This window comes from Thalassolituus sp. ST750PaO-4 (assembly GCF_020320405.1).
Taxonomy (GTDB): Bacteria; Pseudomonadota; Gammaproteobacteria; order Pseudomonadales; family Oceanobacteraceae; genus Venatoribacter; species Venatoribacter alkanivorans.
The window spans coordinates 591341-606708 of sequence record NZ_JABVCB010000007.1 but is presented as its reverse complement, the minus strand read 5'-3'; the positions used below and the strand labels follow the sequence as shown (position 1 = coordinate 606708).

At 55.1% G+C, this 15368-nt stretch carries 11 protein-coding genes; 2 read left to right on the top strand and 9 right to left on the bottom strand.

What is annotated here, in order from left to right; all coding sequences use genetic code 11:
* Positions 1-70: 70 nt before the first annotated feature.
* The 9 genes from HUF18_RS08555 to HUF18_RS08515 form a co-directional block, all read right to left on the bottom strand.
* Positions 71-3190, bottom strand: coding sequence for an efflux RND transporter permease subunit (locus tag HUF18_RS08555; protein ID WP_225691873.1), 3120 nt, complete (start codon positions 3188-3190; stop codon positions 71-73).
* The gene (locus HUF18_RS08550; protein WP_225691872.1) at positions 3187-4389 is read right to left on the bottom strand and encodes an efflux RND transporter periplasmic adaptor subunit; all 1203 of its coding nucleotides are present in this window, start codon (positions 4387-4389) and stop codon (positions 3187-3189) included. Before HUF18_RS08550 ends, HUF18_RS08555 begins: the two co-directional genes overlap by 4 nt.
* Positions 4386-5810 (bottom strand): efflux transporter outer membrane subunit, encoded by a 1425-nt coding sequence (locus HUF18_RS08545; RefSeq protein WP_225691871.1) that lies wholly within the window; start codon positions 5808-5810, stop codon positions 4386-4388. Before HUF18_RS08545 ends, HUF18_RS08550 begins: the two co-directional genes overlap by 4 nt.
* Before the next feature lie 131 nt (positions 5811-5941).
* On the bottom strand, positions 5942-7234 hold the full coding sequence (locus HUF18_RS08540) for a hypothetical protein (protein WP_225691870.1): 1293 nt from the start codon (positions 7232-7234) through the stop codon (positions 5942-5944).
* Positions 7235-7253: 19 nt separating this feature from the next.
* Positions 7254-8057, bottom strand: coding sequence for an outer membrane lipoprotein-sorting protein (locus tag HUF18_RS08535; protein WP_255605926.1), 804 nt, complete (start codon positions 8055-8057; stop codon positions 7254-7256).
* Positions 8054-10426 (bottom strand): efflux RND transporter permease subunit, encoded by a 2373-nt coding sequence (locus tag HUF18_RS08530; protein WP_225691869.1) that lies wholly within the window; start codon positions 10424-10426, stop codon positions 8054-8056. The genes HUF18_RS08535 and HUF18_RS08530 overlap by 4 nt, the downstream gene beginning before the upstream one ends.
* Positions 10427-10456: 30 nt before the next feature.
* On the bottom strand, positions 10457-11428 hold the full coding sequence (locus tag HUF18_RS08525; protein WP_225691868.1) for a TetR/AcrR family transcriptional regulator: 972 nt from the start codon (positions 11426-11428) through the stop codon (positions 10457-10459).
* 448 nt (positions 11429-11876) lie between these two features.
* A complete protein-coding gene (locus HUF18_RS08520; protein WP_225691867.1) occupies positions 11877-12365 on the bottom strand; it encodes a chemotaxis protein CheX in 489 nt (162 codons plus the stop codon).
* Positions 12366-12486: 121 nt separating this feature from the next.
* Entirely contained in the window at positions 12487-13050 is a 564-nt protein-coding gene (locus HUF18_RS08515) for a hypoxanthine-guanine phosphoribosyltransferase (RefSeq protein WP_145469033.1), read from the bottom strand.
* A gap of 218 nt (positions 13051-13268) precedes the next feature.
* Between HUF18_RS08515 and dapE the strand changes: the two genes are divergently transcribed.
* Entirely contained in the window at positions 13269-14396 is a 1128-nt protein-coding gene (gene dapE / locus HUF18_RS08510) for a succinyl-diaminopimelate desuccinylase (RefSeq protein WP_145469034.1), read from the top strand.
* 10 nt (positions 14397-14406) lie between these two features.
* On the top strand, positions 14407-15252 hold the full coding sequence (locus HUF18_RS08505; protein WP_145469035.1) for a putative RNA methyltransferase: 846 nt from the start codon (positions 14407-14409) through the stop codon (positions 15250-15252).
* Positions 15253-15368: the final 116 nt, after the last annotated feature.

The window sequence follows — 15368 nt, the reverse complement described above, 5'->3', positions numbered from 1 at the left end:
TTTTTTGTGCGTTTACCGGGCTGGCTGTCCACCTGACGGATATTTCCGTCAGGTGGACAGAGGCAAGGCATCAGACCGCAGAAGCCGTGCTGTGTACCGGAGTGATCCCCAGTGCCAGCAGGATTTTGTCCAGCAACACATAGAGTGAAGGCAATATCAGCAGGCAGATAAAGGTGGTGAACAGAATACCGAAGCCCAGCGATACCGCCATCGGTGTAATAAACTGTGCCTGGCGGGAGGTTTCAAATACCATCGGCGAAAGCCCGCCAAAGGTGGTCAGGGTGGTCAGCAGAATCGGCCGGAAACGGCGGACACCCGCTTCACGAACCGCTTCCAGCGCACTCAGTCCGGCCTCCTGCCGACGGCGGTTAGCGTAGTCAATCAGAATCAGACTGTCGTTCACCACCACCCCGGCCAGCGCCACGATGCCCATCACCGACATAATCGACATACTGTAACCGAGCAGCAAATGGCCAATAATCGCCCCCACAGCACCGAAAGGGATCACCACCATAATCAGCAATGGCTGGCTGTAGCTGCGGAACGGAATCGCCAGCAGTACGTAAATCAGCAGCATGGCGAAAAAGCCGTATAACTGCAGCGAACTCATGCTCTCCTGGGTATCGGCCTGACGGCCGCGGAAATCAAAATCCAGCGTTGGGTATTTTGCCCGCAGATCGGCAAAGGCTTCTTCGCGCAGCACCGCCATCACCGCCGGCACCTGCTCGCGCGGTTCCACTTCAGCCGTCACCGTCACCACCTGGCGACCATCACGACGGGAGATGCTGGCCGGAGACAGCTCTTTATGCAGAATGGCGATATCTGCCAACGGTACATAACCGCCCTGTGGGGTCAGAATCATCAGCCGCTCGATATCGGCACTGAACGCCCGCTCCTCCTGCGGCAGGCGCACCAGCACCGTCACTTCATTACGTTCGCGCTGCTGGCGCAAAGCACGGGCACCATACAATGCCGCGCGAATCTGCTGTGCCACCACATCGGCTTCCAGCCCAAGACTGCGCCCCCGCTCATTCAGCTCGATATCCCACTGCGGCTTACCGTTGGTAAAGCTGGATGCCACATCCTTAACACCGCCAAGCTGCTGCATAAAGTCGCCAAGCTCAGCACTGGCGGTGGCCAGCAGTTCGGTATTGCTGCCGCGCAGTTCAACCGTTAAACCGGCACCACCGGACGGGCCGCCACCACGCTCGGCATCAAAGGTCAGACTGCGGATACCCGGAATTTCACCAATGGCCTCACGCCAGCGTTTTACCACTTCGTTGGCCGATACCGGACGCACTTCTGTGTCCACCAGTTTGGCCTGAATCTCAATGGTGGCGTTTTCAATATCGCCTTCCACACTGACCAGCAGCGGTTTGCCCTGCGCTTCAATCGGATCAACCACCTCTTTCAGCCGTGCTTCGAGCAGATCACGCACCTGCTGTGCCTGACTGAGCGGTGCATTAGGCGGCATTTCGACCTTGGCGACGGCAAATTCCCCTTCAAGACGCGGGAACATACTGAAGCCCATACGTCCGCTCATAGGCCAGGCCAGTACAATCAGGGCGATGGCCACCGCGATTGCCAGAGTTAACCCCGGCGCACGCAAGCTGCCGTCCAGCAATGGCAGATAGCGTGTCTGAATAAAACGGTGCAGACCTTTATCCACGCGTTGCTGCAAACGGTCCAGCCAGTGCGGATCGTGCAATACATCGCGCTTTTTCATACGCCCGAGGTGCGCCGGTAAAATAAATAAGGCTTCCAGCCAGGAAATAATAAAACAGCTGATCACCACAATAGGGATGGCAATAAAGAGTTTGCCCATCATGCCCGGCAACGCCAGTAATGGCAGAAAAGCCGCGACGTTGGTGAGAATGGCAAAGGCCAGCGGCATGGCGACTTCTTTGGCACCAAAAATGGCGGCATCCATAAAAGGCATGCCCTTCTGCATATGCTCGTAGATATTTTCGCCGGCAATAATCGCATCATCGACCACGATGCCCAGCGCGACGATAAAGGCGAACATGGAGATCATATTGATCGACATATCCCAGCCCGGCAGCAGCAACATGGCGCCCATAAAGGCCGTCGGAATCCCCATGGTGACCCAGAAAGCCAGACGGTATTCGAGGAAAAGACTGAGCAGCACCATCACCAGCACCAGTCCCACCACCGCGTTTTTCAGCAGCAGCCCCACCCGTTGTTTATAGGTTTCACCATCATCGTCGGTAATGATCAGCGACATGCCCGGTGGTAACTGCGGACGGATTTCATCAAGCTTTTTGTACACCGCTTCCACCACCGTCAGCGGCGTCTGGCTTTCCGCACGGTAGACCTTAAAGCTCATCGAGGTCTGGCCGTTGTAGGTAATTTCGCGGTTACTGTCACTGAAACCGTCACGCACTTTGGCGACGTCACCAAGGCGTAACTGCACACCGGATATGTCGCTGATCAGCGGAATCTGACGGAATTCTTCCGCCCAGTACAGACGGTCATCGAGGGTAACCAGAATATCGCCGCCGTCGGTTTTTACGCTGCCGGCACTCTGCTCAATGGCGTTATTACCGATAATGGCCGCCACATCGCTCAGCTTAAGGCCATAACGCTGCAGATCGTTCTGGCTGATTTCAACGTGAATTTCTTCATCGTTGATACCGCGTAATTCCACCTTGGTAATGTCCGGCGATTCCAGCAGCTGATCTTTAATCTGCTCCCCCAGACGCTTTAATCCGAACTGATCCAGCGGACCGAATAACGCCAGTTCAATCACATCAATTGAACGGCTGGCGATTCTCACCAGTGGCCGCTCCATCTGCGCCGGGAAAGTAGAAATACGGTTAACCGCCTGCTGAATATCCTGATAGGCCTGCTGACGATCGACGCCGTTCTCCAGCTCGGCGGTGATCTGGGCCGAGCCCTGAGTCGCAGTGGAGACAATCTCTTTCAGGCCATCGATACCCGACAACTCGTTTTCAATCGGCAGAATAACGCCCTGCTCCATTTCTGACGGTGTTGCTCCGGCATAACCAACCGAGACAATCACCATGTCGGCTTCGTAGCTGGGAATAAATTCTTTACGGATATTCAGCGACATTAAAAAGCCGCCAATAATCAGAAATGCCATCAGCAGGTTCGGCGCAACCCCATGGCGTGCCATCCACGCCACCGGCCCGGTATAACGCAGACTCATGGACGTGCTCCATCAGCCTGTGGGCGTATATCGTTCTGAATGCGTACCGCCATACCATCGGTAGCGCTGTCGATACGGCTGAGCAGCAGCTGGTCACCAGGCTGCAGACCGTTTTGCCCATCCTTGCTCTTATCCCCGGCCGCCGCCAGCCAGGCCTGTTCACGGCCACGGTAAAGCACCTGCACCTTGCGTTTATACAACTTGTCAGCGTTCACCACCCACAGGGTGTCATCGTCATTCAGATGGCGTACATCAATGGTTACCGCACCACTCAACAAACGGCCGGGCAGCTGTACATCAATAAAATCGTTCACCAGCACCAGCGGCTGTCCTGCGGCCAGTGGCTGATCCAGCTCCAGCACCACCTTGGCCTGCCGGTCACTGCTGTCGACATCCGGCAGCACATTAAGAACACGGGCGCTGCGGGTTTTCCCCTGCCAGCCACTCATGCTCAGCGTGGCGTCTGCGCTGCTGTCGAGCCAGTTCAGGAAAGCACGTGGCACTTTGACTTCAATCCAGTAGCGTTCGGTACTGACCAGATCAAACAGCACAGTACTGCTGCCAACCTGACTGCCGGCGCTGACATGACGCGCCATAATTTGACCGGCAAAGGGCATACGTACCTCGGTACGGGCCAGATTCAGCCGCGCCTGATCAAGGTTGGCGCGGGCGGTACGCAGTGCAGCTTTGGCTTTCGCCAGCTGTGGTTCACGCAGCACTAACGCCCGCTCTTCAGCACTGAGTTTTTCGGCGGCCAGTGCATATTCTTCCCGCGCCAGTGCGGCCTGTCCCTGTTCAATATCGAGATCGGCCTGCGCCTGAGTCAGCGCGGCCTGGCTCTGCTGCACCTGCAGTTCAAAATCGGTTTTCTCCAGCGTGGCCAGCAGACTGCCTTTGGCCAGATACGCACCCGGTAACGCATCCTTACTGATGTCCGCCACCCGCGCACTGACCTGTGCGGTCAGGGTTACACTGTCGGCCGCCATCACCTTGCCACCAGTGGGCCAGAATGGCCGGGCATCTTTGCTTTCCAGCGCGGTCACTTCCACCAGCCGTGCCTGAACTTCGGGTTTTACCCGCTGGGGTTTCGGGGCAGACGTCAGGATGTACCAGGCCAAAGCCCCGCCAACCAGTAAAACCAGCGCGACCAGCAGAACATTGCCTGAAGCCGGACGACGATGACGGCGTGCACTCATCATGACGGTGTTTCCTCTTTACTGAAGTCGCCATGACTGACGGCTTTGTATAACTGAATACGGTTCTGCAGCTGGCTCCAGCGGGCATTTAACAACTGCTTCTCCAGACTGATCACATCCTGCTGCGCATTTAACAGGGCCAGAAAGTCGCCGACGCCTTTGCGATAGCGGTTGTTCTGGAAGGCTTCGGTTTTGCTGGCCAGTTCCAGTTGTCGCTCCAGGCTGACCACCAGCGCCTGACTCTGACGTTCGTCAGTCAGCGCCTGCTGTACTTCCTGCGCGGCGTCCAGCAATGCCTGCTGATACAACGCCAGGTTCTCATCTACTGCGGCGCGCTGTTGTGCAACGGCGGCACGGCGGTTGCCACCATCAATTAAGGGCAACACCAGACCACCGGCCAGATTCGTCAGCCAGTTATCAAATACCTTGCCCAGATCTTCGTCACTGCCACTGTAAGAAGCGCTGAGGGTAAAACGCGGGTAACGGTTAGCGACGGCCGCGGCAAGGCTGGCATTGGCACTTTGCAGCTTAAAGAAGGCCTGCTGCACATCGGGGCGTTGCTGTAAGGCACTGACCGGTACGGTTAACGGTGTGGTGTCGAGCTGCGGCAAGGATTGCGTCTGATAAGCGCGCAATTCGCTGTTTTCCAGCGCCGCCGCCGACAGCCATTCACTGTGCCCCATCCACACAGCCAGCTGCTGGCGGTAACTGTCGCGCAGGCCTTCGGCGCTGATCAGGTCAGCATTAATGGATTCCAGTAATTGCTCCTGCTGCCAGACATCGGAAACCGCCGCCTGTCCGCGCTGAAAACGCCCGCGGATTACCTGTAACGCCGACTGAACCCGCGCCTGTTGTTGTTGCAGCAATGTCAGGTTCTGCCCTTCTTTAATCAGGCCAAACCAGTTAAGGGCAATTTGCCCGGCGACCGTATTAGCCTGAGTGCGTGTTGCGGCATGACTCGCCAGCGCGGTTAAGCGGCCGGCCTCATCGAGAGCGGAAACCCGCCCCCAAAAGTCGAGTTCGTATTCTGTGGAAATACCCGCCGACCATAAGTCGCTGGTTGTGCTTTCACGCCAGCTGCGGGATTTACTGAGGGAAACGTTAACATCGGGATACTGGCCACTGGCATTCTGCCGCCAGAGCGCACGGCTTTGAGCAAGGCGCGCCCAGGCGGCCTGCAGGCTGTAATTCTGCTCCAGTCCCTGTGCAATAAACTGGTCGAGTTGCGGGTCGTTAAAGGATTGCCACCAGCGGTTAACGCTGATGCTGCTCTGCTCAGTACCGGCGTTATTATTCTGGCCGGTAAAAATGTCCGGTAATGCTGTCTCGGGTGGTTCAACCGGTGTAACGCTGGCGCATCCGGCCAGTGCTAAAACCGCCACCGCCGCAGTGCCGCGCCACGGAACCCTGATGATAAAGCGCACAGAGACTTCTCCGCAGTGAAAAGGCGCATAATAGGCGCGCAGCGGAAAAGATGAAAATGGTGTTTACCCATCTTTACCCGTACCCGCCACACACCCTCGCTGCACACAACTGCCATTCAACGCATGGCTGCTCAGTAAAAAATATTCAGACTGACTTCAATATAGTCATCCTGACGCAGGCTGTAAGCCAGCGTATCTTCCTGATCATCAGCCATAAACATCCAGCCATTCACTTTTAACGTAGTGAAATCCGTCAGACGTGTGCTGGCTTCGAGCATAACCCCGCGGCTGCCGCTGTAATCCAGATCCTGAGTAATACCGGCCAGAATTTCACTGGAGTCGGCATCGTTAAATGCCAGACGGGTAGCCGCAAACACATCGTTCTGTGCCATAGCCGCGTCGTTGCCGCGCTGGTCGTACTGATATTCAAGCAGCAGACCAACATCCAGCGCGCTGTCCCAGCGCTCAGCAAAAGGCCCCACCAGGGTATATTCAAAACCACCCACTGCGGCGCTGTAATCCTGTATGCCGGCTACCCCCAGTGTCTTCAGGTCAGCAGCCACATGGTCATCGAAATCACGACGCAGAACTTCCAGCTTCCATAACCAGGCATCCACCGTTGCCTGCGCGGTAATGCCCAGCTGACGCTGCAGCGGATAATACGGCGTTAATCCGGTTATCTGTGGCCCACTGCCGCTCAGGGTGATATCCGGAGTTAAAAAAGGATCACGGGCGGTGCCCTGAAACCAGGCCGCGCTTAAATCCAGCGGTGCCTCCGCCACTTCAAACGAGCGGCTCCAGCGCAGTGCCCAGTCGACGTGTTCTTTTTCTTCCGCCGTCTGATAATCAGCCTCGTCACTGACCAGCAAAGCAGAACGCAGGCGCCCTTTTTCGCCGGCAAAAGTGCGCTCGCGGAATCCCGGTAAAATAAAGGCTTCCAGCGTGCCGATCTCATGCAACCAGGTCGCATGCACCATTGGCTGGCCGAGTTTTTCTTCGCCGTCCGGTGCTTCCACCAGATCGGTCTGGTTAATAACATCGACCAGATGCTGCGACTCAGTTACGCCCCAGAACACTTTGCCGATACCGGCACGCACTTCCCAGCTGGAGCCGTAGGTCAGCCACATCAGCTCACGGATATCACCATGACTGCGCTCGTCATCGGCACTGTCATAACGATAAAAAGGCTTAAAGGTCAGGCGCTGGGTATCGCCCCACTCCCACACCAGCTCAGGCTCTGCCCAGACTGACAGCACGCTGTCTTCCTGTTGCGGAAATTGCGCTTCCTGCAAAAACTGGCGCCCTTCAACGGCGCCCTGCAGGGCCAGGTCGGGCATAAGCCCGGCGCTGGCGCTGGTACTGGCATTAACACTCAGCGCAATCAGGGCGCTGCTCTGTAACGTGATGGTTATCAGCCGTTTCATACCGATTGCGCCCTCCTGCTCAGCGTACGCGGGAAAGCGTGGCATCGTTAAAATCGGCATCCGTCAGGCCGGTATCAAAATGCAGCTCGGCGGTATTCAGCACGGTGCTTTTACCATTCTGGTGATTCACCATGGTCAGCACATCGGCGCGCCAGAATTTATCTTTATACAGTTTATAACCAGAGAAATTCAGGGTTTTCAGCAGGCTCTTTTTACGGTCATAAAACTCAACCTGTTGTGCACGCAGGTGTTCGGTATCCAGCCAGACAATCTGCTTGGTATAACCGGAATATTCATCTGCCGGAATCTGCTCAATCACATGGCAGACCACACCGTTCAGCGTTTCTTCACGCAGGTAGGTAAAGCTGTATTTCTCCAGTTCAAATGAACTCATATCTTCATACGCAAATTCACTGCCCATAAACGGACCGGATTTATTGCGTGAAGCAATACGTTTAACGCGTTTCAACGCCGGCAGATACAACCACTGTTCGTCCGGTTTTCCGGTGTGCGAGAAATTCAGAAACGCGGTGCCTTTCACATCGCGCGGCTCATCAAAAATGGTCAGGCCTTTGTCACCGTCATCCACCACTTCGAGAGATTTAAGGCGCATTTCTCGTACGCTTTCTTCACCCTGGGAATTACGCAGGGTCATGGTCATTTTTGCTTCACTGTCGCCCCAGCCCAGATCACGTTGTTTGCGGTCTTTGGCAATGGCCAGCCCCTTCTCTGCCGCGTCAGCAGCAGGTTGTGCCGCATCAGCCTGCGCAACCAGCGGGCTGACCAGAGTAAATGCCGTAATCAGGCTCAGAAAAATCTTCATAATGTTTCCCCTGTGAGAATGGATGCAGGATTTGGATCTTGTTGTACGTCTTGCCGGGCTTTTTGTTGTTCTTCAGCGTTACAGTGTGCCTGATTATTTTTATCAAGGCGCAATAAAAATGCCGGCAGGAAGAAGAAGTCGACCAACAAGGCAATAAAAATAATCAGCGCTGTGGCCAGTCCCATATCGGAATTCAGGCGGAACGCTGAGAATGCCAGCATAGAGAATCCGGCCACCAGTACCACGGTAGTAATCAGCAAGGCACGGCCAACGCTGGAAAATGCGTAGCGTACCGCCGCTTCTGCGTCTTTACCATCATCGCGGGCACGTTTGTATTTGGCCAGGAAATGCACGGTATCATCAACGATAATCCCCAGTGTCATCGAGGCTACAATCGACAGGCCCAGGTTAATTTCACCGGAAATCAGCCCCCAGATACCAAAACCGACCAGCGCCGGGCCAAGGTTCGGAATCAGACTGATCGCCCCCAGACGCAATGAACGTAATGCCACCACCAGCAGTGCCGAAATTAAAATCAATGCCGCAATCATGCTGATGATCATGCTGTCCATATTGGTTTCACCGATATGCGAGAACATCAGTCCCGGACTGGCCGCCGTCAGGCGGATACCGGCTGCGTTTTCCGCAAACCAGGCACGGGCACGGTCTTCCAGCGCGACGATTTCTTTACTGCCCAGATTTTTCAGGGTCGAGGTCAGGCGGGTCGAGGATTTATCCACGTTCAGCTGATTATTCAGATCCAGTCCGTAGGGCAACGACATTTCATACAGCAGCAGATATTGCGCGGCCAGCTCACGATCCTGTGGAATGCGGTAATAGCTTTCGTCATCACCGTGCATATTTTTATTCAGACGCTTAAAAGTATCCGACAGCGTTGTCACATGATCCACTTCCGGCTGTTGACGCAGCCATTCAGCAAAGGCCTCGGTTTTAGCGATAAAAGCTGGATCATTCACGCCCTGAGCTTCACCGGTATACAGTGCCCAATCGATGGTCTGGGTACCGGAAAGATAAGCTTCCTGAGTATCCACCGAATCGCGGAAGTCGGTGCCTTTGGCAAAGTACTTGGTCGCTTCATCGTTCACTACATTCAGCGTGACCAGCGAGCCGAAAATCAGCATCAACAACGCCGTAACCGGCAACAGCGTGCGCTGATGACGCACCACCCAGCCACCGAATTTTTCCATACCGCCATGGTGCTCAGGCGACACTTTTACCCGCACTGGCAACAGCAGCAACAATACCGGCAACAGGGTTACTGAAAGAGCAAACGCCACCATCACACCAATCGCGCTGAGAATACCGAAGTCGGCCAGCACCGGAGATTCCGACAGCACCAGCGTCAGGAAACCCACTGCAGTGGTTGCACTGGTAATAAATACCGGCATTAAATTCAGATCGAGGGCAAAACGTATGGCTTCGCTGCGCGAACGCCCTTCACGCATTGCAAATTGTGCCGAAGCTATTAAATGTACGCAGTCAGCCACCGCCAGTGTCATCACCACAATCGGTACGTTAATAGTGCCGGTGGACAGGAAAAAGCCGAGCCAGCCACCCAATCCCATGGTCACACTGATGGTCAATATCAGCACCAGCACCGTTGCCAGCATGGCCAGCACGCTGCGCAGCATAACGGCCAGCATTAACACAATCAGTCCCAGCATCGCCGGCACCAGGGTGGCCATATCTTTCTGACCCTCGGTGGCGAAACTGTAATTCATCGGAATCACACCGGTATGATAAAACGCCGCCTGCGGATAGCGGCTGCTCAGTTCATTGGTCAGCCCCTTAACGAAATCGACCACTTCAATCACTTCGGCGGTGTTGTTGGGGGTATCCGGTATCTGCACGGTGATATTCACCACCGCAGCGCGGCCGTCAGCGGCCACCAGACCACCATTCAGATTCGGCTCATTAATGGCAATATTGCGGATGCGCTGTAACTCAGCAGGGGTTAAACCCTGTGGATTTTGTACCAGATCCTCAACGATCATATCGTCGTCTTCAGACCAGGTATGCTGGAAATTCACCACCGAATCGACGCGGCTGGAAAATGGCGTCTGCCAGGCCTGCTCCGTCAGCTCTGCTAATAAAGTCAGATTTTCGTTGGTGAATACATCGCCATTTTGCGGCACGACCAATACCGAAATATTGTCGTTTTTATTGAAGATGCGCTGCATCTCCTCAAAGTCCTGCAGCGGGCCATAATCATGCGAAAAGAAGACTTTATAATCACCGCGAAAATAAAGGTTCTTACCGCCAAACGAAGCACCAAACGCCAGCACCAGTAACAATAAAAGCAGTATCCACGGATACCGCAATATGGTGTTTAACCAGAGTGTTTTCATACGCTTTCCCTGTAGTTATTAATGGTTCAGTTATTTCAAAGCACCTAACTGCGCCATTTCCGGCGCAAATACATCGCGTTCGACCCGTTCCCAGCTGGCCTGATAATCCCACTCTGAAGACAGAGGCTTAAAGCCCATACCATCGAGCAGAATATTACAGCTGATAAGAGCAACATTGGTTCCTAACGCGCGGCTGACCGCGGTGATATCACAGGCCGTTGTCATCAGTGCATTCAGACCAAATGCCTGCGCCCAGCTGATAAATGCCATTAATTCCACGGTTAATTCCGGGCTGTCCTGCAGGTAGCCCTGCTCAATGGCGTTACGGTAAATATCATCCACTATGCGGGTAACACGCAGGTCACACTCATCGATTAATTCACTTCGGGCTGCGGATGTTTTTTCGGTAAATGAGGGGGTTTTCGCCGACAGAACAGCCAGCGACAACGTTGGCTGCAGGCTGGCATAGAGGTGATAAGCAACGTTCATTGCCAGTATTTTTTCCCGCAAGGTTCCGTCAAATGCAGCAGCACGGCTGAACATATCTTCCATCATTGCCATACCACGCAGACACAGCGCCGACAGGCAGTCTTCCTTACTGGAAAAATGGTTATACAGTGTGCCTTTGGAATAGCCACTGGCACGCACTAGCTTATCCATCGAAAAATCGGCAAAGCCATCGCGATTCAGCAATTCATGGGCAATATCCAGCAACTGCTGTTCACGCTCAGCAATTTTTTCGGCTTTGCTTTTACGCAGACCCAGAGGGCAATCGGCTTTGCCGGCGCCCAGTTTGCCGGAAAACAACGGAAACAGCGGCTTATTGCCGCCTTCGGAGCTTGACTCACTGGCCATCCACAGGCGTTTATCGGCCATCAACGGCGCGGCAGAATCACCAGCCTGACACAGAGCCGGAGTAGTGCCGGCACGCAACATTTGCTGAATCTGCTGCAACAGACGCTGCTGTCGCTCGGGAGAAATATACTTTAACAACCACTTCATTTTGACGATCCGTCGAAAATTGACGAACCGTCATATTATTCTCTTCTGCCTAAACAACAAGCCCTGCCCGAGGACATTTCAGGCCAGAATCAAAACCACCCGACAGGCATAAAAAAACCGGCATAACGCCGGTTTACCAGGGCCTGTCAACACTAAGTGAATCCGGCCTGCTGAGAGCCAGTTTTCTCAGAACAAGGAGAGAGGAGTGATAATGTCAGGAACATCCATGTTCCTGACCCTGCGGGCTTCGCGCCCATCTGCTCCGGGCAGATGGGTAGCGGGCTAAATGAATGACGAACGACGATGTTAATGGGGAAAACTTCTCTCGTTCCTACGCTCCGCGTGGGAATGCAACTGTGCTAGCTAAGGCTACCACGCAGAGCGTGGGAGCCAGGTGATACTGTGGGACAGCAATGCGGCAGATGCCGGTTTGTTATGACAGCCCCACTCAGGCATTCAGTACTGCACGCTTCAGACTGGAGGACAGTGCCACCTCAATAAAAAATGGCCCGGCACTGGTTTCAAACGGGATCACCAGCACCGGGCCGGTGGTTTCATGGGGAATATCCATCTCGCCGGAAAGAATACCGGGCTTGGCCATGTCAAAGTCATAGCCTTTCTCCCACAGCAGCTTACGCGCACCACCCGACAGCATATTGGTCAGCTCGCCGGTCAGGTCATGGCAGCTTTCGTCCACCTCGGCGATGCTTTCACCCAGCATACTGCTGCTGATTTTAATAATGGCGCCGGCAGAAAAACTGATGGCCAGTGAGCCACGTACACTGTCACCTGACATCGGAATAATACCGGTAACCACACCTAAAGGCTGACGCCCTTCTTTCAGATAAGGCTTGCCGTATTCGCAGCTCATGGATGCCATGGTGGCCAGAATGTTATTGATTGTTTCTACAAACGGGTTAATAAACTCAACATTCATACGCAGGTTCACCTCTGCAATACAGTGTAGCGAAACCAGCCGGGAAACCCATCTGCGGGATAGACAAAAAAGGCGCCAAAAGGCGCCTTTTATAACCAACCGTTCAGCAAACGCTGACGAATTACAAACCTTTCACCGCGTAGATGCCCGGCGCATTACGCCAGTAGCCACGGTAGTCCATACCACAGCCAAATACGTAGCGGTCTTCAACATCCATACCGATAAAATCGATCTTCAGATCAGTGTTTTTACGGTCATGAACCTTGTTCACCAGCACGGCGGTCAGAACTTCTTTCGCGCCCTGCTGCTGACAGGATTTCACCACTTCGGCCAGGGTGTTTCCTTCATCGAAAATGTCATCCAGGATCAGTACGGTACGGCCTTCCATCGGCACCGATGGTGGCGCCTGCCATTGCAGATCGGTTTGTCCTGAAGTTTCGCCACGGTAACGGGTGGCATGCATATAGCCCTGCTCCAGTGGGAATTGCAGCTTGGTCAGCAGACGACCGGCCATCACCAGACCACCGTTCATGATGCTGTACACCACCGGCAGGCTGCTGCTCAGACGTTCTGAGATATCCGTAGCCAGCTGATTCAGCGCGGCTTCTACGTCAGCTTCGGATTTCAGCAGATCAGCTTCTGCCATCACTTGGTTCAGTTCTTCAAGAGTCAGGGGCTGGCTCATGTTATCTACCTTAAATAGTGCTGGTCGGCCGGAAAATCCGGCGGGTAAAAAGCCGGCTATGGTATCACCGCCACCGGACGGCGCAACGGCTTATTGGGTCAGCCGCTTTAGCTACCCCGGCCAGCGCGCAAAACAGCCGCAGTTTTGCTATGATACGCGCCATTTTAAATTCTGCGGTCCGGCGCACTCCGGCCCGCCTTTGCCGATCAGGAAACAGCATGACCCCCACTCTGCAACTGGCCTTTGATTTAATCGCCCGCCGCTCAGTCACCCCGGATGATGATGGCTGTCAGGCCCTGATGATGGAGCGTCTGGCCGCCGCCGGTTTCAATAACGAAGAACTGCGTTTTGAAGAGGTGGAAAACTTCTGGTCACGCCGTGGCACAGAGGGTCCGCTGGTGTGCTTCGCCGGCCATACCGATGTGGTACCTACCGGCCCGGAAGGGCGCTGGAGCCACCCGCCGTTCACGCCAACCATTGTCGATGGACTGCTGTACGGCCGTGGTGCCGCCGATATGAAAGGCTCACTGGCCGCCATGGTGGTTGCCTGTGAAAACTTCGTGCGCAAACACCCAAATCACAAAGGCTCCATCGCCTTTCTGATCACCTCCGACGAAGAAGGCCCGGCGAAAAACGGCACGGTAAAAGTGGTGGAAACTCTCGAAGCGCGTAACGAGAAGATCGATATGTGCATCGTCGGCGAGCCATCTTCCACCAACGCTGTTGGTGATGTGGTGAAAAACGGCCGCCGCGGCTCACTGGGCGCCGTGCTGCATGTACACGGTATTCAGGGCCATGTGGCCTACCCGCATCTGGCGAAAAACCCGGTACACATTGCCGCCCCGGCACTGGCTGAACTGGCGGCAGAGCACTGGGACGAAGGCAACGAATTCTTCCCGGCCACCAGCTTCCAGATTTCCAATATCAAAGCCGGTACCGGTGCCACCAACGTTATTCCCGGCGAACTGGAAGTGGTGTTCAACTTCCGCTTCTCCACCGAACTGACCGCCGACATCCTGAAAGAACGCACCCACGCCATTCTCGATAAACACGGCCTCAGCTACGACATCGACTGGAACCTGAGTGGCGAGCCTTTCCTGACTGCACGCGGCCCACTGGTCGAAGCCAGCGTACAGGCCATTAAAGAAGTCACCGGTCGCGACACCGAACTGTCGACCGCCGGCGGCACCTCCGATGGCCGCTTTATTGCGCCAACCGGTGCCCAGGTACTGGAACTCGGCCCCTGCAATGCCACCATCCATAAACTGGATGAGCACATTGTCGCCGAAGATCTCGACACCCTGACCGTGATCTACGAACGCATCCTCGAATTACTGCTGGCCTGAGAGACAACGCGTGAACAAAGTGATTGCCTGCCCGGTATGCGGGCTGGAGCTGCAGGCCGCTGATAAGCGCTGGAGCTGCAGCGCCGGCCATACCTATGATGAAGCCCGTCAGGGCTACCTCAACCTGCTGCTGGCCCAGCATAAAAAATCGAAAGCTCCGGGCGACACGCTGGAAATGGTCGACGCCCGCCAGCGCCTGCTCGACAGCCAGGTCTACCGGCCGATTTCCGACATGCTCAATCAATGGGTGCTGGAACTGGCACTGAACCACGACGGCGGTCTGCAGATTGCCGACGTTGGCTGTGGCGAAGGCTATTACACCCAGCGTCTGCAGGAAGTGCTCGACGATCATCAGCTGCCGCATTGTTTATATGGTGTCGATATATCCAAAGACGCCGTCCGCCGTGCGGCACGGCGCAGTAAACAGATCGACTGGTTGGTCGCCTCCGGCGGCCAGCTGCCCTTTACTGCGCACAGCCTGGACCTGATCACCTGCCTGTTTACCAACCTGATGCCGCAGGGTTTTGCCCGCGCACTGCGCCCAGAAGGGCAGATTGTGCTGCTCAATACCGGCCTGCATCATCTGGTCGAACTGCGCGAGATCATCTACGACGAAGTGAACCTCGCCGCCCTTGATCCGCGTCCGGCCATGGCCGAACACGGCTTTGACTGCAAAGGCGAGCAGACCCTGAAATACCGTGTCAGCCTGACCAGTAACCAGCAGATTATGGACCTGCTGATGATGACCCCACACCGCTGGAAAGTGCGCAATGAAGCGCTGCAACGCCTGGAAGCGTTGAACGAACTGGAGGTAACCATCGACGTGGTTCTGCATCAGTTCGGACAATCGGTGTGACGCAGCGCAAAGAGCCTGACAGCAGCATTTGCCTTGCCCTGAGGCCAGAGGTAGCATTCTGGCCTCAGTTACCAACATGGCAGCCCTTGTCCGACCGGCCCAAGCCGGCACAGACC